This window comes from Massilia eburnea, from assembly GCF_009720745.1.
Lineage (GTDB): Bacteria > Pseudomonadota > Gammaproteobacteria > Burkholderiales > Burkholderiaceae_D > Rugamonas > Rugamonas eburnea.
In genome coordinates this window covers 17913-36791 of sequence record NZ_WNKX01000020.1, presented here as the reverse complement: position 1 = coordinate 36791, position 18879 = coordinate 17913, and the positions used below count along the sequence as shown (strand labels likewise).

The window sequence follows — 18879 nt, the reverse complement described above, 5'->3', positions numbered from 1 at the left end:
GAACCAATGATCGAGTCACTCAAATACATACCGCAGCCAAAAGCCACGAACGAGGAGTTGGCCGGTCATTTCACCGACCTGGCGCCGCCGCTCAACGCACGCCAGGCTGCCATTGAAAGCTCGCGCTGCCTGTACTGCTATGACGCGCCGTGTACGCGCATCTGCCCGACCGGCATCGACGTTGCGAGCTTCATCCGCAATATCCACGAGAAGAACGTGAACGGCGCCGCTGTCACGATCCTGCAGCAGAACATCCTCGGCGGCAGCTGCTCGCGCGTCTGCCCAACCGAAATCCTGTGTGAAGACGCCTGCGTGCGCAACCATGATGCCGAAGGCCAGCCGGTGAAAATCGGCCTGCTGCAGCGCTTCGCACTCGACAACGCCGCGCTCGAAGGGCATCCGTTCCAGCGCGCCGCCTCGACCGGGAAGAAGGTCGCCGTGGTCGGCGCCGGCCCGGCAGGCCTGTCCTGCGCCCACCGCCTGGCCATGCTGGGCAACGATGTGGTGATCTTCGAGGCGCACGAGAAATCGGGCGGCCTGAACGAATATGGCATCGCCAAGTACAAGCTGACCGACAACTTCGCGCAGAAGGAAGTCGATTTCCTGCTGGGGATCGGCGGCATCGAGGTGCGCCATGGCCAGAAGCTGGGCCAGAACGTACACCTGAAGGACCTGCACGCGCAATACGATGCAGTCTTCCTGGGCCTGGGCCTGGGCGCCAGCCGCGCGCTGGGCCTGACCGGAGAGGACGCGCCGGGCCTGATGGCGGCGGTGGATTACATCGCCGAACTGCGCCAGGCGGACGACCTGGCCAAGCTGCCGGTGCCGCGCCGCGCCATCGTGATCGGCGCCGGCAACACGGCGATCGATATGGCGGTGCAGATCCAGCGCCTGGGCGCGGAAGAAGTGACGATGGTCTATCGCCGCGGCTTCGACGCCATGAGCGCGACCCACCATGAGCAGGACATCGCCAAGGCCAACCAGGTGCGCATGCTGACCTGGGCGCAGCCGCAGCAGGTCCTGCTGGACGAAGCGGGCCGCGTGCGCGGCATGCGCTTCGAGCGCACGGCGCTGGACGGCACGCGCATGATCGGCACCGGCCTGACCTTCGAGCTGACGGCCGACGCCATTTTCAAGGCCATCGGCCAGGCGATGGAACCGGCCGCGCTGGCCGACCCGCTGGCGGCCATGCTGAAGCGCGACGGCGACAAGATCCATGTGGATGACGGCTTCCGCACCGTCCTGCCGGGCATTTACGCCGGCGGCGACTGCGTATCGCTCGGCCAGGACCTGACCGTGCAGGCCGTGGAGCACGGCAAGCGCGCCGCCATGGCGATTCATTCCGACATCCAGGCGAAGAAGGGAGCAGCATAATGGCCGACCTGAGCATCAATTTCTGCGGCATCAAGGCGCCGAATCCGTTCTGGCTCGCCTCCGCGCCGCCGACCGACAAGGCATACAATGTGATCCGCGCGTTCGAAGCAGGGTGGGGCGGCGTGGTGTGGAAGACGCTGGGCGAAGATCCGCCGGCGGTGAACGTGTCCTCGCGCTACTCCGCCATCTACGGCAAGAACCGCGAAGTCATTGGTTTCAACAATATCGAGCTGATTACCGACCGTTCGCTGGAACTGAACCTGCGCGAAATCACCGAAGTGAAAAAAGCCTGGCCCGACCGCGCCATCGTGGTATCCCTGATGCTGCCTTGCGAAGAGCAGGCCTGGGCCGACATCCTGCCGAAAGTGGAAGCCACCGGCGCCGACGGCATCGAGCTGAATTTCGGCTGCCCGCACGGGATGCCGGAGCGCGGCATGGGTTCGGCAGTCGGCCAGGTTCCCGAATACGTGGAGCAGGTGACCGCGTGGTGCAAGAAGCACACCAGGCTGCCGGTGATCGTGAAGCTGACGCCCAACATCACCGACATCCGCCGCCCGGCGCGCGCCGCCAAGGCGGGCGGCGCAGACGCCGTGTCGCTGATCAACACCATCAACTCCATCACCTCGCTGGACCTGGACAGGATGGTCGCTTACCCGAATGTCGGCGGCGCCAGCACGCACGGCGGCTACTGCGGTCCTGCCGTGAAACCTGTGGCGCTGAACATGGTCGCCGAAATCGCGCGCGATCCGGAAACGCACGGCTTGCCCATTTCCGGCATTGGCGGCATCGGCAACTGGAGGGATGCGGCTGAATTCATTGCGCTCGGCGCGGGCTGCGTGCAGGTGTGCACCGCCGCCATGCTGCACGGCTTCCGCATCGTGCAGGAGATGAAGGATGGCCTGGAACGCTGGATGGACTCCAAGGGCTACAAGACGCTGGACGACTTCATGGGCAAGGCGGTGGGCAACACCACCGACTGGAAGTTCCTGAACATGAACTATAAATCCGTCGCCCACATCAGCCAGGACGATTGCATCAAATGCGGCCGCTGCTACGTCGCTTGCGAGGATACCTCGCACCAGTCGATCTTCCAGCTGGTCGACGAGGCGACGGGCACGCGCACTTATAAAGTCAATGACGACGAATGCGTCGGCTGCAACTTGTGCGAAATCACCTGTCCGGTGCAAGGTTGTATTACGATGGTCGCAGTCCCAACGGGCAAGCCTTATATGAACTGGACGCAGGATCCGCGCAATCCTCGTGCCGAAATCAAGGAGACTGCATGAGCGACAACACCCAGCTGTGGAACGAAGACCTGGCCCCGACCAATGAATCGCAGCGCACCTGGCGCTGGTATCACTTCGCTGCACTCTGGGTTGGGATGGTCATGTGCATTCCCGCCTATACGCTGGCGGCCAGCCTGATCGAAGGCGGCATGTCGGCCGGCCAGGCGGTGCTCACCGTCTTCCTGGCGAATACGATTGTCCTGCTTCCCATGCTGCTGATCGGCCACGCCGGCACCAAGTACGGCATCCCCTATGCGGTGCTGGCGCGCGCTTCGTTCGGCACTTCCGGCGCGCGGCTGCCGGCGCTGATGCGCGCCATCGTGGCCTGCGGCTGGTACGGCATCCAGACCTGGTTCGGCGGGCAGATGATCTACACCCTGCTGGGCGTGATGACGGGCGGCGAGATCGGCGGCGCCAGGATCGCCGGCCTGGGCATCAACGGCGCGCAGCTGCTTTGCTTTGTCGCGTTCTGGGCGGTCCAGTTCTGGTACATCGTGCACGGCATGGATGCGATCCGCAAGCTCGAGACTTATACGGCGCCGCTGAAAATCATCATTTGCTTCGTGCTGCTTGGCTGGGTGTACCAGAAGGCGGGCGGCTTTGGCACCTTGCTCGACCAGCCTTCGCAGTTCGTTGAAGGGGGCAGGAAGGCGGGACAGTTCTGGCCGACGTTCTGGCCCTCGCTGACGGCGATGATCGGTTTTTGGGCCACGCTGGCGCTGAATATTCCCGATTTCACGCGTTTCGCCAAGACCCAGCGCGACCAGGTGCTGGGCCAGTCGGTTGGCCTCCCTGTGCCAATGGGCATGCTGGCGGCGCTGGCGGTGATCGTCACGTCGGCCACGGTGGTCCTGTACGGCAAGGCGATCTGGGATCCGGTCGACCTGGCCAGCCGCATGAGCGGCGTCGCCGTGCTGGTGGCGCTGGTGATCCTGCTGATCGACACGGTGTCGGTCAACCTGGCTGCGAACCTGGTGGGGCCCGCCTATGACTTTTCCGCGCTGGCGCCGAAACATATCTCTTACCGCACCGGCGGCTACATCACCGCCGGCATTGCGCTGGCGATGATGCCGTGGAAGCTGCTGGAGACGACGCAGGGATACATCTTTACCTGGCTGATCGGCTATTCGGCGCTGCTTGGCCCGATTGCCGGCGTGCTGATCGTCGACTACTACCTGATCCGCAAGACCGAACTGAATGTCGGCGCGCTGTATGTCGGTAACGGCGAATACAGCTACACCAACGGCTGGAATTCCGCGGCGCTGCTGGCCTTCGCCTTCGGCGTGGCGCCGAACGTGCCGGGCTTCCTGAACGCGGCATTTCCCGCTTCGTTCGGCGATGTCGGCGCCGGTTTCAAGCTGATTTATACCTACGCATGGTTTGTCGGCATCGCAATTGCAGCGGTGGTGTACGGCATCTTGATGAAAGGCAGGTCGGCCAAAGCTGTGCCGCCCGCAATTCCGGAGAACGCATAAATGGCAATCTTGATTCGTGGCGGGACTGTAGTGAATGCGGACCGGGCTTTCCGCGCCGATGTGCTGTGCGATGGCGATAAGGTCGTCGCAGTCGGGCCGGCGCTGGCCGCGCCTGCAGGAGCCGAGATCATCGACGCCGGCGGCCAGTACGTCATGCCAGGCGGGATCGACCCGCATACCCATATGAACCTGCCGTTCATGGGTACAGTCACGCAGGACGATTTTTTCACCGGCACCGCAGCCGGCCTCTCGGGCGGCAATACGACGATCATTGATTTCGTCATCCCCAATCCGCAACAACCGCTGCTGGAGGCCTATCACCAATGGCGCGGCTGGGCGGAAAAGGCCGCCGGCGACTATAGCTTCCACGTGGCGATCACCTGGTGGTCGGATAAAGTGCACGAAGAAATGGGAACGCTGGTACGCAACCATGGCGTCAACAGCTTCAAGCACTTCATGGCGTACAAGAACGCCATCATGGCCGACGATGAAACGCTGGTGAAAAGCTTCCGCCGCGCGCTGGAGCTGGGCGCCATCCCCACCGTGCATGCGGAAAACGGTGAGCTGGTCTATCAGCTGCAGCAGGACTTGCTGCGCCAGGGGATCAGCGGCCCGCGCGCGCACCCGCTATCGCGCCCGCCAGCCGTGGAAGCAGAAGCGGCCAACCGCGCCATCGCCATCGCCAACGTCCTGAACACGCCGCTCTACATTGTGCACGTGTCGTGCAAGGAATCGCTCGATGCCATCACCCGCGCCCGGGCAGCAGGGCAGCGTGTGTATGGCGAAGCGCTGGCCGGCCACCTGATCGTGGACGACAGTGTGTACGACCATCCGGATTTCGACTTCGCCGCCGGCCACGTGATGAGCCCTCCGTTCCGCAGCCGCGAGCACCAGAAGGCGCTTTGGCAAGGCCTGCAGGGCGGTAACCTGCATACCACCGCGACCGATCATTGCACGTTCTGCGCCGAGCAAAAGGCTGCAGGGCGCAACGATTTCACTAAAATTCCGAACGGCTGCGGCGGCGTGGAAGACCGCATGGCCGTGATCTGGGATGAAGGCGTCAATAGCGGCAAGCTCACGCCTTCCGAATTTGTGCGCGTGACGTCGGCCAATGCGGCGCAGATTTTCAATATCTATCCGCGCAAGGGGCTGATCGCTGCCGGCTCGGACGCGGATATCGTGGTGTGGGATCCGGAAGGCAGCCGCACCATTTCAGCCAAGACCCAATTTGCCAAGGGCGGCTTCAATGTCTTCGAGGGACGTACAGTCAAGGGAATTCCAAGCACCACGGTGGCGGCCGGCAAGGTCGTCTTCCATCGTGGCGAATTGCGGGCGGTTGAAGGCGCGGGGCGCCATATCGACCGCCCTGCCTTTGCGCCAGTGACGGCGCGCTAAGGAGAAGATCATGAGCGACCTACGCATCAACAGCGACCGCCTTTGGGATTCGCTGATGGAACTGGCCAGAATCGGCGCCACACCGAAAGGCGGCGTCAAGCGCCTGACGCTGACGGACCTCGACAAACAAGGCCGCGACCTGGTCACCAGCTGGGCGCGCGGCGCCGGACTCTCGATCACGGTCGACCAGATCGGCAATGTCTTCATGCGCCGCGACGGCGAGGACAATACGCTGCCTCCGATCATGACCGGCAGCCATATCGACACGCAGCCGACCGGCGGCAAATTCGACGGCAACTATGGGGTATTGGCGGGCCTGGAAGTTGTCCGCACCCTGAACGACAAAGGCATCAAGACCAGGGCGCCAATTGAAGTCGCCTTCTGGACCAACGAGGAAGGCTCGCGCTTCGTCCCGGTGATGATGGGTTCCGGCGTTTTCTGCGGCGCATTCACGCTGGAACACGCATACGCCGCCAAGGATACTGAGGGTAAAACCGTTGGCGAGGAACTGGAACGCATCGGCTACAAGGGCGACGAAGTGCCCGGCCAACACCCGATCGGGGCCTATTTCGAAACCCATATCGAGCAAGGCCCGGTGCTCGAAGACGCCGACAAGGTGATCGGCGTTGTGCCGGCCGTAATGGGGCTGTCATGGTACGACTGCACCGTGACCGGCATGGAAGCCCACGCCGGCCCGACCCCGATGCACCTGCGCAAAGACGCCATGCAGGTCGCCGCCCAGATCATTCCCGAGGTGGTCGCAATCGCCAACCGCTACCCGCCATATGGGCGCGGTACGGTCGGCATGATGCAGGTCTTCCCCAACAGCCGCAACGTGATTCCCGGCCAGGTCAAATTCAGCATCGACCTGCGCAATGTGAACGACGAGCTGCTGAACAAGATGCACGAAGAGATTTTGGCGTTTGTCGACAGGACTTCCGCCGAAACCGGCTTGCCGGTCAAGATCGAGCGCGTGTCGTACTATCCGCCGTGTCCGTTCCACCCCGACTGCGTCGGCGCAGTGCGCAAGGCGACAGAGAAGCTGGGCTACTCCACGATGGACGTGGTCTCCGGCGCGGGCCACGACGCGATTTACGCCGCTCGTGTGGCGCCCGCAGGCATGATCTTCGTTCCCTGCAAGGACGGCATCAGCCACAACGAAATTGAAGACGCCAAAAAAGAACATCTTGAAGCCGGCTGCAACGTTCTGCTGCACGCCATGCTGGACCGGGCGGGCGTCGTCTGATCGCCCGCGGACGTATCACCGTCCGAAAGCGATGCGGGTGATGGCGACCGTGGCTTCGTGGGCCAGGTTTTCCAGCTCTTTGTGCTGGGGGCGGGTCTCGGAGATGAACAGCATGGTGCCCAGCATCTGCGCCACGATCAGCGTGCCGCGAATTTCGCACTGGGCCATGGTCAGCCCGGGGTCGATTTCGTGGATCAGGTTGCGCAGGGTCTTGCGGGCGCGGCTCATCATGGTGTCGAACAGCTTGGCGGCCACCGGATGGCGGTTGGCCAGCGCTGCGATCTCGAAGAACAAACCGCTCGATACCTGGTCGCGCAAATCGGCCAGGAAGTAGTCGATGATCGATTCAAACAGTTCAACGCGTGGCCCGGCGCCGGCGGCGGCAACGCGCTCGTCGATGCCGGCCTGGTAGCGGGCGAAAGTCTGCTCCAGCAGCGCCTCGATCAGGGCATCCCGGCTAGGATAGTAATGCTGCACGGTCGACAGGCTCACGCCCACTTGCTGCGCCACGCTACGCATGGCCAGTGCCGCGTAACCGTCGTGCGCCAACAACAAACGCGCCGCTTCCAGGATCGCGCTGGCGCGTTCAAATCCTTTGGAGGTGGTGTTCGATTCCTTTGCCTGCAGGGGCGTGTCTGATTTTTTCCGCATAAGGGACGAATTATGCCCGTTGATTGACAAATAGGTCAACTGACCGATACTATCTCGGTCAGTTGACCTATAACATCATCCGGAGACTGTTGCCCCATGATCCCTCGCACCTTATTCACCGAAGAACACGACATGCTGCGCCAATCCGCGCGCCGCTTCATGGAAACCGAAATTGCCCCACACCACGAACGCTGGGAAGAGCAGGGATATGTCGACCGTGAAGCGTGGCTGAAGGCCGGCGCTGCGGGCTTCCTGTGCCCGACCATGCCGGAGCAATATGGCGGCGTGGGCGTGGACCGCCGCTACAGCATGGTGCTGATCGAGGAGCAGGCCCGCATCGGCGCCTCCGGCCCCGGTTTCATGCTGCACTCGGAAATCGTGGCGCCTTACATCCTGCACTATGGCAGCGAGTACCTGAAATCGCATTACATCCCCAAGCTGGCCACCGGCGAAATGATCGGCGCCATTGCGATGACCGAACCGGGCACCGGCTCGGACTTGCAGGGCGTGGCCACTACGGCCATCCGCGACGGCGACCATTACGTGCTGAACGGTTCCAAGACCTTCATCACCAACGGCTGGAATGCGGACTGCGTGATCGTGGTCGCCAAGACCGACCCCAGCGCCGGCGCCAAAGGCATCAGCCTGTTCGTGGTCGACACTTCGATGGCCGGCTTCAGCAAAGGCAAGCGCCTGAAAAAGGCCGGCATGAAGGCGCAGGACACCTCGGAGCTGTTCTTCGACAATGTGCGCGTGCCGGCGCACAACCTGCTGGGCGAAGAAGGCGCCGGCTTCAAATACCTGATGCAGGAACTGCCCTGGGAGCGCATGCAGATCGCCATCATGGCTGTGCAAGCCGCCGAATCCGGCCTGGAATGGACGGTGCAGTACACGCGCGACCGCAAGGCGTTCAAGCGCCCGATCGCCGAATTCCAGACCATCGCCCATACCCTGGCCGAGATCAAGACCGAAGTGCAGATGTGCCGTGTATTCGTGGACCGCTGCGTGGAGCTGCTGCTGGAAGACAGGCTGGACGCGGCCACCGCCTCCATGGCCAAGTACTGGACCACAGAAATGCAGTTCCGTGTGCTCGACAAGTGCGTGCAGCTGCACGGCGGTTATGGCTATATGTGGGAATACCCGATCACCCGCGCCTGGGCCGACGCCCGCGTGCAGCGCGTGTACGGTGGCACCAATGAAATCATGAAAGAACTGATCAGCCGTTCGCTGTAAGGAGACCCGCTTGGAAGCTTATATCTTTGACGCCGTGCGCACGCCGCGCGGCAAAGGCAAGAAAGACGGATCGCTGCACGGCGTGACGCCGCTGCGCCTGGCCGAGACGGCGCTGCGTGCGCTGGTCACCCGCAATAACTTCGACAGCGCGCTGATCGACGACGTGGTGCTTGGCTGCGTGGAGCCGGTGGGTGAGCAGGGCGCTTGCATCGGCCGGGTAGCCGCACTGGCATCCGGCTATGCCGAATCGGTGGCCGGCGTGCAGATCAACCGCTTCTGCGCATCCGGCCTGGAGGCCTGCAATATGGCGGCGGCGCAGGTGATGTCGGGACAGTCCGACATGGTCGTTGGCGGCGGCGTCGAATCGATGTCGCGTGTGCCGATGGGATCTTCCGGCGGCGCTTGGCCGGTCGACCCGCAAAGCGCCTTCGACGCTTACTTCGTCCCGCAAGGTATTTCCGCCGATGCGATTGCCACCATCTGGGGTTACAGCCGCCGCGACGTGGACGCGTATGCCGTCGAATCGCAGCAGCGCGCCCACCGCGCCTGGAACGAAGGGCGCTTCGCACGCTCCGTGGTGCCGGTAGTGGACCGCAACGGCCTGACCATGCTGGCGCGAGATGAACTGGTGCGTCCCGATACGACGGTTGAATCGTTAGGCGCGCTGAAGGCTTCCTTCGCCGAAATGGGCGCCAACTTCGGCTTCGATTCCGTGATCACACAGCGCTACCCGCAGATCGAGCAGATGCAGCACGTGCACCATGCGGGCAACAGTTCCGGCATCGTGGACGGCGCGGCGGCAGTGCTGATCGGTACCCGCGAGGCGGGCGAGCGCGCAGGCCTGAAACCGCGTGCCCGCATCCGCTCCTTCGCCTCCATCGGCAGCGAACCATCGATCATGCTCACCGGGCCAAGCTATGCAGCTGAAAAGGCGCTCAAGCGCGCCGGCATGAAGGCCTCCGATATCGACCTGTATGAGCTGAACGAAGCCTTCGCCTCGGTCGTGCTGCGGTTCATGGACGTGCTGAACATTGCGCACGACAGGATCAACGTCAACGGCGGCGCGATCGCGATGGGACACCCGCTGGGCGCCACCGGCGCCATGATCCTCGGCATCCTGCTGGACGAACTGGAACGCCGCAACCTGCAGACCGGGCTGGCCACGCTGTGCGTCGGCGCGGGCATGGGTACTGCCACCATCATCGAGCGCATTTAAGGGAGACAGACAATGATCGATTACAGCCTGGATTCCCACGGCATTGCCACCCTGAGCTGGAATATGCCGGGACGCAGCCAGAACGTGCTGAATGAAGAAAGCTGCAACGCGCTGTGCGAGCTGGTGGAACGCGTGGTGGGCGACGCTGCCGTGAAAGGCATCCTGATGACGTCGGCCAAGCCTGACTTCATCGCGGGAGGTGACCTGGAATGGCTGCTGTCCGCCAAGACGGCGGAAGCGTTGTTTGAACGCGTGGTGCGCCTCGACCGCGCGCTGCGCAAGCTGGAAACCTGCGGCAAGCCGGTGGCCATGGCGCTGCCGGGAACGACACTGGGCGGCGGCCTGGAAGTAGCGCTGTGCGGGCACTATCGCGTGGCGGCCGACAATCCCAAGGCGCGCTTCGGCTTGCCGGAAGTGACGCTTGGCTTGCTTCCGGGCGGCGGCGGCACGCAACGCTTGCCGCGCCTTGTCGGCATCCAGAAATCACTCCCGCTGCTGTTGGAAGGGAAGCGCCTGACGGCCGCCGCTGCGCGTGAACTGGGCATCCTCAACGAAGTCGTTCCGGCGGGCAGTGAACCGGACGCCGCACACGCTTGGCTGCTCGGCGCCATCGCCGCGGGCGGCGCACAGCAACCATGGGATGCCAGGGGCTTCAAGATTCCTGGCGGCGCTGTGTCGTCGCCGGCTGTGCAGCAAGTGTTCATGGCTGCCAACGCAATGCTGCGCGCCAAGACCTACGGCAATTACCCGGCGCCGCGCAACATCCTCTCCTGCGTGTACGAAGGGCTGATGACGGACCTCGATACCGGCCTGATGACGGAGGCGCGCTACTTCGTGCAGACCGTGCTGTCGCCGCAAGCGAAGAACATGATCCGCACGCTGTTCTTCAGCATGAACCAGGCGAACAAGCTGGCGTCGCGCCCGAAGGACGTGCCGCAGCAGAAATACAGCAAGATCGGCGTACTGGGCGCAGGCATGATGGGGGCGGGCATTGCCTATGTCGCAGCCAAGGCTGGAATCGAAGTGGTGCTGGTCGACACTGCACAGGCATCGGCGGAAAACGGCAAGGCATATTCCGCGGGGCTGCTGGATAAACAGCAGAAACGCGGTCAGGTGTCTGCCGAAAAGGCAGCAGCCCTGTTGGCGCGCATCGTCCCAACCACCGACTTCGCCCTGCTGGCTGGGGCCGAGCTGGTGGTGGAGGCGGTATTCGAGGACCGCGCCATCAAGGCCGACGTGACGCGCCGTGCGGAAGCGGTGCTGGGCGGTGATGCAATCTTCGCTTCCAACACGTCTACCTTGCCAATCAGCGGCCTGGCGGAGGCCAGCGCGCGCCCGGCCAACTTCATCGGACTGCATTTCTTCTCGCCGGTGGACCGCATGGCAATCGTGGAAATTATCGTCGGCCAGCAGACATCCGACGCCACGCTGGCGCGGTCGATGGACCTGGTACGGGCGTTGGGCATGACGCCGATCGTAGTCAACGATTCGCGCGGCTTCTACACGAGCCGGGTGTTTTCGACATACGTGCTGGAGGGCCTTGCCTTGCTGGCCGAAGGCGTTGCGCCGGCATTGATCGAAAACGCCGGGCTGCAGGCCGGTATGCCGGTCGGTCCGCTCGCATTGACCGATGAAGTGTCCTCCGAATTGATCTGGAAGATCGATCGCCAGACGCGCCTGGATTTAGGCAGCGCCTACAAAGGCCGTCCCGGCCACGAAGTTGCGGCACGCATGGTGGAACTGGGCCGCATCGGCAAAAAGGCCGGCAAAGGTTTCTACGATTATCCGGAAGGCGGCAAGAAATCGCTGTGGGCAGGGCTGGCGGAGCTGTTTCCGCGCGCAGCGGTACAGCCGGACCTGCCGCAGGTGGTTGAGCGCCTGACCGTGGTGCAGGCGGTGGAAACTGCACGCTGCATGGACGAAGGCGTGCTGCGTTCCGCGCGTGACGCCGACGTCGGTGCTATCCTCGCCTGGGGCTTCCCGCCTTTCCGCGGCGGCCCGTTGAGCATGATCGACAATGCCGGGGCGGCAACCTTCGTGGCGCAGTGCAAACGCCTGGCCGCCGCGCATGGCGAACGTTTTGTACCGCCAGCGCAGCTGAAGGCGATGGCCGCAAGCGGGGCTACTTACTACACGGAGGGTTGAGATGGGTGTGCTGTCCGGTGTCAGGATTATCGAGATTGCCGGTATCGGCCCGGGGCCATTTTGCGGCATGCTGCTGGCGGACATGGGCGCGGAAGTGATCCTGGTTGAACGTCCCGGGCCGGCGGAGATCCCGACCGCCGGCATCCTGCGCCGCGGCAAGCGCTCGATGGAACTGGACCTGAAGGATCCCGGCGCCATCGACACCGTGCTGGAACTGATCGAGGACGCCGACGGCCTGATCGAAGGCATGCGGCCCGGCGCCATGGAACGCCTGGGCCTTGGTCCCGAGGTATGCCTGGCGCGCAATCCGCGCCTCGCCTACGGCCGCATGACGGGATGGGGGCAAACCGGCCCGCTGGCGCAAGCGGCGGGCCATGACAACAACTACATCGCCTTGTCGGGCGCATTGCATTACGCGGGCGCGGGCGACGTTCCGCCGGTCGCGCCGCCGACGCTGGTGGGCGACCTTGGCGGCGGCGCCCTGTATCTTGCGCTGGGCATCGTTTCCGCCATCCTGCATGCACGCGGCGGTGGCAAAGGCCAGGTGATCGACGCCGCCATCGTGGACGGTTCGGCGCATATGATGAACCTCCTGCTCGACCTGTCCGCAACTGGCTTGATGCGCGAGCAGCGCGGCACCTCGGTGCTGGATGGCCCGCACTGGTTCAACACCTATCGTTGCAAAGATGGCCGCGATATCACGGTCGGGGCGCTGGAGGGTAAATTCTACAAACTGCTGCTGGAAAAACTCGGGCTGGCCGATGACCGCCGCTTCGCGGCCCAGCATGCGGCGGGCCAGTGGCCGCTGCAGCGTGCGGCGATGGCCGAGCTGTTTGCAACGCGCACGCGCGATGACTGGTGCGCACTGCTGGAGGGAACGGATGCCTGCTTTGCGCCGGTGCTCTCGCCATCCGAAGCGGCACAGCACCCGCATATGAAGGCACGCGGAACGTATGCGAAAGTCGACGGCGTGCTGCAGGCGAATCCGGCCCCGCGATTCTCCGCAACCCCGTCGGAAGCCGGGCCGGTGATCAGAAAATGAAACCCAAAGGTTCGAGGTTGGCCTTTCAAACCTGAGGGCTGAAGCGGCGCAGGAAATCCAGCAAGACTTGCGCGGCCAGGTCGGCATCGTCTGCCGTCATCGTCTCCAGCGGATTGTGGCTGATGCCGCCGTTGCCGCAGCGGGTGAACAGCATCGCCACATCGGTCAGCGCGGCAATCGCCATCGCATCGTGGCCGGCGCCGGACAGAAGGTCGAAGCGCGGCAAGCCACGGCGCTCGACGGCGTCGCCCAGCTGCTGCATCAGCCATGGCGCGCAAGGCGCGGCCTTTGCTTCCACGATTTTTTCGACCTTGAATTCGATGTTGCGCCGTGAGCAGATAGCGGCCAGGCCATCCAGCACGTCCTTGACCGCAGCCTCTCGCACTGCATCGTCGGCGGCGCGGATATCGAGCGAGAGTTTGCAGGCGCCAGGGATCACGTTCACCGATCCGCCCGGCACCTGCAACTGGCCGACGGTACCGACAAGCGCCACGCCTTGCGAGCAGCGCTGTTCAACCAGCAGTACGATTTCGGCCGCTGCCGCCGCTGCATCCTTGCGCATATGCATAGGCGTAGTGCCGGCATGGCTTGCCACGCCTTGCAGTTCAACGAGGAAGCGCGAGCTGCCGGCAATCGCCGTGACCACGCCTACCGGCAGGCCGTGCTCGAGCAGCACGGGGCCTTGTTCGATATGCACTTCGACGTAGGCCGCAATGTCCTCGCGCCGGCGGGCGATGGAAGGAATGGCTGCCGCGTCGTGACCCGCTGCGGCCAGCGCATCGCGCATCCTGATGCCTTCGGCGTCGACGGCGTCCAGCAAGCCCATGTCGAATTTCCCTGTGACGGCGTTACTGCCCAGGAAGGTGCTGCGGAAGCGGACACCTTCTTCTTCCGCGAAGCCGATCACTTCGAAATGGAACGGCAGCTTCTCGCCCTCATCGTGCAAATACCGCACGATGGCGATGGGCAGCAAGATGCCAAGGCGGCCGTCGTATTTGCCGCCGTTGCGAACCGTGTCGTAGTGGGAGCCCGTGATGATCGTCTTCGCGCCTGGCGCGTCCGACAGGTATCGGCCAACCACATTGCCGACCGCATCGATCTCCACCTGCATGCCCGCACCGCGCATCCACGCCGCCAGCTGCGCCGCGGCTGCGCGGTGCGCGTCGGTCATGTAGGCGCAGGTCAGGGCGCCCTCATCGTCGCTCCATTGCGCCAGATCTTCCGACCACTGCATGATTTGCGGGCCGAATTGCAGCTGCACGCCAAGCAGGTCGTTCAGGCGGATTTCGGCGATACGATGAATCTGGCGCAGGCATTCCGCCAATTCGTCGGCGCGCTGGTTCTTCAGCCGGCGCGCGAAGGTGGCGATGACGGCTTCGCGCGTCAGCCCTAGCCCGGTCGGGCCCTTTACCGCGAGGATGAAGGGGAAACTGAACTTGGCGTTGTAGTCCGCATTCAGTTTGTGCAAAGTCGCGAATTCCTCGGCGCTGCACAGGTTCAGCCCAGACTTGGCTTGCTCGCTCGTCGATTCCGCGGTGAGTTCGCCGGCGATGGCCGCCTTGCCCGCCAGTTCCGGGTGAGCGCGCACAAGGCCAAGCTGTTCGGCCTCCGTCGCGCTGGAGACCACGCCCTGCAATGCCTGCTTCAACGCCGCCAGGGAGGCGAAGGGCCGCTGCGCCGCCGCCCGCTCCGGAATCCACGGCGAATGCTCATAAATACCGCGCAAGCGGTCAACAAAAGCGGCCAGGTCGCAGGAATTCAGTTCGGAGAGAGTCGTCGTCATCGCAGGCATCCCAAAATAGATCATCGATCATATCTCGCCCAGAACAGCACGCTATAAGCACCACTATATACCTGCCATTATCAAAGTGCCTTGGCGGCGGCGGTCACCTGGTCGCGCAGCCATTTGTGTTCGGGGGCCTGGTGCACGCGTTCGTGCCAAAGCTGGTAGAAGCGCATCGGCGGGAACTTCACCGGCGGGGTGAAGACTTTCAACGGCAGCGAGTTCTCGTAAAAACGCAAGAACTGGCGGCCGGTGGTCAGTACCAGGTCGGTTTGCGCCAGCATGTAGGGGATCAGGCTGAAATAGGCCGATTCCACCGCCACGTTGCGGCGCAGGCCCTGGCGTTCCAGGAAGGCGTCGATCACGCCGCCGTAGCCGGGCACCATCTGGGAGGGTGCGACATGGGGCAGGGTGAGATAGTCGTCCAGCGTCATGGCGTCGCTGGCGGTGCGCTTGGCATATGGGCTGCCGGCGTGCATGGCGCAGATGATCGGGTCTTCGAACAGCTTGGAAATGTGCAGGTGCTGCGGCGGTTCATCCCAGTTGGCGATCACCAGGTCCATGTCGCCGTCCGATAGCAGGCGCAGGTAGTCGGTGCCGGGGCCGATCGAGTGGATGACGACGCGGCTTTTGGGCGAGCCGCGCCGCAGCATGGCCACCACGTTCGGCAGGAACTGGCTGTCCAGGTAGTCCGGCGCGGCGATATTGAAGGTGCGGGCTTCTTCCTGTGCCACGAAGGGCGTCTTCTTCACGAACAGCGATTCCGTCTCGTCCAGGATGCGCTTGGCCGGCTTGAGAAGGCTTTCGCCGTGCTGGGTCGGCACCATGCCGCGCGCACCGCGCACCAGCAAGGGGTCGCCGGTCAGCTCGCGCAGCTTGCGCAGCGAGGCGGAGATGGAAGGCTGCGGTTGATTGAGCTTGAGCGCCACCCGCGATACGTTCTTCTCCACCAGCAGCAGGTAGAGAATGCGAATGAGGTGGATATCGAGGTGTTGCGGAAGGCCGGACATCTTGCTTACGTATATGAATTCGAATATCTTGAATATACGACATATTTCATGTTGCAGGGGCTCGAAAACGCGTATCTTCGATAGATTGCCACTTCTTCAACTCAAGGATTTACATGGAATACCTGCTGCCCTATGGCCTGGAATGGGCAAACCTGCTGGTGCGCTGGCTGCACATCATCACGGGCATTGCCTGGATCGGCGCTTCGTTCTATTTCGTGTGGCTGGATAATTCGATCCGCCCGCCGGCGCCTGGCTCGGACTTGGCGAAGAAGGGCGTGTCAGGCGAATTGTGGGCGGTGCATGGCGGCGGATTCTATAACCCGCAGAAGTACCTGGTGGCGCCGGCCGAACTGCCGAAGGAGCTCCATTGGTTCAAGTGGGAGGCTTACACCACCTGGCTGTCTGGCATTGCCTTGCTGACCATTGCCTACTACTTCAACGCACAAGCCATGATGGTGGATAAGCAGGTGGCCGACCTGTCCAGCCTCCAGGCCATCGGTATCGGCATCGGCTTCCTGGTCGCGGGCTGGATTGTCTACGACGCGCTGTGCCGCTCCCCGCTTGGCAAAAGCGAAAAATGGCTTGGCCTGGTGGTGTTCGTGCTGCTGCTTGTTTCCGCCTATGCGTTGACGCACTTGCTGAGCGGCCGCGCGGCCTTCATCCACATCGGTGCGATGATCGGCACCATGATGGTCGCCAACGTGGCAATGGTGATCATTCCGGGCCAGCGCAAGATGGTGCAGGCCATGCAGGCGGGCAGCCTGCCGGACCCGGTCCACGGCATCAAGGCCAAGCAGCGCAGCGTGCATAACAATTACTTTACGTTGCCGGTGCTGTTCATCATGATCAGTAACCACTATGCGATGACGTACCAGAACAGGAATGCCTGGCTGGTGCTGGGCTTCATCATGGCGGCAGGCGTCTTTATTCGCCACTTCTTCAACCTGCGCCACAAGGGCCGCGTTGAGTGGCGCTATCCGGCGATTGGCGCGGCGCTGCTGCTTGCGGTGGCGGTGGCGATTGCGCCGTCCAAGCCTGCCGCTGTAAAGCCTGCCGCAGATCCGGCCGCCCAATTTGCGAAAGTGAAGGCCATCATTGATACGCGCTGCGTGGCTTGCCATTCCGCGACGCCGACCCAGCCCGGCTTTGCTACCGCGCCAGCCGGCGTGCTGTTTGATACGGCAGACCAGGTACACCAGCGCGCCGCCCAGATCCACAAACGCGCTGTGGAGCAGAAGGATATGCCGATCGGTAACCTGACCAATATGACCGAAGCCGAACGCGCCGAACTGGGCGCCTGGTTCGCCGCAGGAGCAAAGTAATGAACGAGAAAATCACGCAATGGATCGATGCCCATTTCGACGAAGAAGTGGCGCTGCTGCAGCAGGTGCTGCGCGTTCCGACCGATACGCCGCCCGGCAACAATGCGCCGCATGCGGAAACCGTGGCGGAACTGGTCAAGGCCTACGGCTGGACCGCCGAGAAGCACGCCGTGCCAGAGCAGGAGGTGCGCGATTACGGCATGGAATCTATCACCAACCTGATCATCCGCCGGCCTTATGCGGCGGGCGGGCCGACCATTGCACTCAATGCCCACGGCGACGTGGTGCCTCCGGGCGAGGGCTGGACTTATCCGCCGTATGGCGGCGTGATCGAGAACGGCTATATCTACGGCCGTGCGGCCGCCGTATCGAAGTGCGATTTCGCGACCTATATTTTCGCCGTGCGCGCGCTGGAGGCGCTGGGTGTCAAGCTCAAAGGCGCGATTGAACTGCACTTTACCTATGACGAAGAATTCGGCGGCCTGCTGGGCCCTGGCTTCCTGCTGCGCGAAAAGCTGACCAAGCCGGATTATGTGATTGCGGCTGGCTTCAGCTACAACATCGTCACGGCGCACAACGCCTGCCTGCAACTGGAGATCACCGTGCACGGCAAGTCCGGCCACGGCGCCATGCCGGAAACCGGCCACGACGCGCTGCAGGCGGCGACCCGGATACTGAATGCGATCTACGGCCAGTTACCGGAACTGAAGAAGGTGAAGTCCAAAGTGCCGGGCATCGATTCGCCAACCATGCTGGTAGGCCGTATCGATGGCGGCACCAATACCAATGTGGTGCCGGGCAAAGTGGTGATGAAGATGGACCGCCGCATGATTCCGGAAGAAGATCCGGTCGCAGTCGAGGCGCAAGTGCGCAGGCTGATCGAGGAGGCGGTGCAGGGCGTGCCCGGCATCCGTCTTGAGGTCAAGCGCTTGCTGCTCTCCCACGCTTTACGTCCCTTGCCGGCCGGCGCGCAGCTGGTGGCGAACCTGCAGAAGAATGCCCGCGAGGTGCTGGGCGAGGATATCCCGGCCGTCGGTACGCCGCTCTACGCGGACGCGCGCCTGTATGGCGAGCATGGCATTCCGGCGGTACTATATGGTGCAGGGCCGCGCAGCGTGCCCGAATCGAATGCCAAGAAGGCGGATGAGAAATTGCTGCTGGAAGACTTGCGCAAGGCGACCAAGATCGTGGCCCTGACTCTGCTGGACTTCCTCGCGGCCGAGTAAAGGAGTGGTGATGTTTGAGCGGAAGATGCTGGCCGGCTGGGGCGATATGGACTTCAACAGCCATATGGCCAATACGGCTTACCTGAACAAGGCGGGCGATATTCGCATGATGTTTTTGGGCGAGCACGGTTTTCCGATGGCGGAATTCAAGCGGCTGAATATCGGTCCTGTCGTGATGAAGGACGATATCGCGTACTTCAAGGAAGTGCTGCTGATGGACCAGATCACGGTGACCCTGGCGCTGGCCGGGATGTCGCAGGACGGGAGCCGCTGGATGCTGCGTAGTGATGTTTATCGCAGCGATGGGAAGCTGTCGGCGCGCATCAACAGTTCGGGCGGGTGGCTGGACCTGACCGCGCGCAAGCTGGTGACGCCGCCGCCGGCATTATTGGCGGCTTGGACGTCGCTTTATCAGACGGATGATTTTCAGACGCTGCCTAGTAGCGTGGTGAAACCCTAAACCCGGTAATTCAGG

The 18879-nt window shown here is 63.1% G+C and carries 15 protein-coding genes; 12 read left to right on the top strand and 3 right to left on the bottom strand.

The window, feature by feature from the left end; genetic code table 11:
• Positions 1-6 precede the first annotated feature (6 nt).
• The 5 genes from GM658_RS21770 to GM658_RS21750 are packed head-to-tail and all read left to right on the top strand — an operon-like array spanning position 7 to position 6776.
• A complete protein-coding gene (locus GM658_RS21770; RefSeq protein WP_155456161.1) occupies positions 7-1374 on the top strand; it encodes an NAD(P)-dependent oxidoreductase in 1368 nt (455 codons plus the stop codon).
• Positions 1374-2660: an NAD-dependent dihydropyrimidine dehydrogenase subunit PreA gene (gene preA, locus GM658_RS21765; RefSeq protein WP_155456160.1), complete on the top strand. Its 1287-nt coding sequence runs from the start codon at positions 1374-1376 to the stop codon at positions 2658-2660. The genes GM658_RS21770 and preA overlap by 1 nt, the downstream gene beginning before the upstream one ends.
• On the top strand, positions 2657-4135 hold the full coding sequence (locus tag GM658_RS21760) for an NCS1 family nucleobase:cation symporter-1 (protein WP_155456159.1): 1479 nt from the start codon (positions 2657-2659) through the stop codon (positions 4133-4135). The genes preA and GM658_RS21760 overlap by 4 nt, the downstream gene beginning before the upstream one ends.
• Positions 4136-5530: a dihydropyrimidinase gene (hydA, locus tag GM658_RS21755; protein ID WP_155456158.1), complete on the top strand. Its 1395-nt coding sequence runs from the start codon at positions 4136-4138 to the stop codon at positions 5528-5530. It begins immediately after the preceding gene.
• Positions 5531-5540: 10 nt separating this feature from the next.
• Positions 5541-6776, top strand: a complete 1236-nt coding sequence (locus GM658_RS21750) for a Zn-dependent hydrolase (RefSeq protein ID WP_155456157.1) — start codon at positions 5541-5543, stop codon at positions 6774-6776.
• Positions 6777-6791: 15 nt separating this feature from the next.
• On the opposite strand, the gene GM658_RS21745 is transcribed toward GM658_RS21750, so the two are convergent.
• Entirely contained in the window at positions 6792-7427 is a 636-nt protein-coding gene (locus GM658_RS21745; RefSeq protein ID WP_155456156.1) for a TetR/AcrR family transcriptional regulator, read from the bottom strand.
• A 96-nt stretch (positions 7428-7523) separates the two neighbouring features.
• Here GM658_RS21745 and GM658_RS21740 point away from each other — a divergent pair, with 96 nt between their 5' ends.
• The 4 genes from GM658_RS21740 to GM658_RS21725 are packed head-to-tail and all read left to right on the top strand — an operon-like array spanning position 7524 to position 13063.
• The gene (locus GM658_RS21740) at positions 7524-8660 is read left to right on the top strand and encodes an acyl-CoA dehydrogenase family protein (protein ID WP_155456155.1); all 1137 of its coding nucleotides are present in this window, start codon (positions 7524-7526) and stop codon (positions 8658-8660) included.
• 10 nt (positions 8661-8670) lie between these two features.
• Positions 8671-9876 (top strand): acetyl-CoA C-acetyltransferase, encoded by a 1206-nt coding sequence (locus GM658_RS21735; protein ID WP_155456154.1) that lies wholly within the window; start codon positions 8671-8673, stop codon positions 9874-9876.
• A gap of 12 nt (positions 9877-9888) precedes the next feature.
• Complete coding sequence (locus GM658_RS21730) at positions 9889-12021, top strand: 3-hydroxyacyl-CoA dehydrogenase NAD-binding domain-containing protein (RefSeq protein ID WP_155456153.1); 2133 nt, start codon at positions 9889-9891, stop codon at positions 12019-12021.
• 1 nt (position 12022) lies between these two features.
• Positions 12023-13063, top strand: coding sequence for a CaiB/BaiF CoA transferase family protein (locus tag GM658_RS21725; protein ID WP_155456152.1), 1041 nt, complete (start codon positions 12023-12025; stop codon positions 13061-13063).
• A gap of 25 nt (positions 13064-13088) precedes the next feature.
• On the opposite strand, the gene GM658_RS21720 is transcribed toward GM658_RS21725, so the two are convergent.
• Together GM658_RS21720 and GM658_RS21715 are read right to left on the bottom strand one after the other, a co-directional pair.
• Positions 13089-14846, bottom strand: coding sequence for an allantoate amidohydrolase (locus GM658_RS21720; RefSeq protein WP_371865212.1), 1758 nt, complete (start codon positions 14844-14846; stop codon positions 13089-13091).
• A gap of 80 nt (positions 14847-14926) precedes the next feature.
• Positions 14927-15856, bottom strand: coding sequence for a LysR substrate-binding domain-containing protein (locus GM658_RS21715; protein ID WP_155456151.1), 930 nt, complete (start codon positions 15854-15856; stop codon positions 14927-14929).
• A 113-nt stretch (positions 15857-15969) separates the two neighbouring features.
• Here GM658_RS21715 and GM658_RS21710 point away from each other — a divergent pair, with 113 nt between their 5' ends.
• From GM658_RS21710 to GM658_RS21700, 3 genes are read left to right on the top strand one after another with little or no spacing between them, the layout of a single operon-like run.
• Positions 15970-17178 (top strand): urate hydroxylase PuuD, encoded by a 1209-nt coding sequence (locus tag GM658_RS21710; RefSeq protein WP_155456150.1) that lies wholly within the window; start codon positions 15970-15972, stop codon positions 17176-17178.
• Positions 17178-18404: an ArgE/DapE family deacylase gene (locus GM658_RS21705; RefSeq protein WP_155456149.1), complete on the top strand. Its 1227-nt coding sequence runs from the start codon at positions 17178-17180 to the stop codon at positions 18402-18404. Before GM658_RS21710 ends, GM658_RS21705 begins: the two co-directional genes overlap by 1 nt.
• Before the next feature lie 10 nt (positions 18405-18414).
• The gene (locus GM658_RS21700) at positions 18415-18864 is read left to right on the top strand and encodes an acyl-CoA thioesterase (protein WP_155456148.1); all 450 of its coding nucleotides are present in this window, start codon (positions 18415-18417) and stop codon (positions 18862-18864) included.
• Positions 18865-18879: the final 15 nt, after the last annotated feature.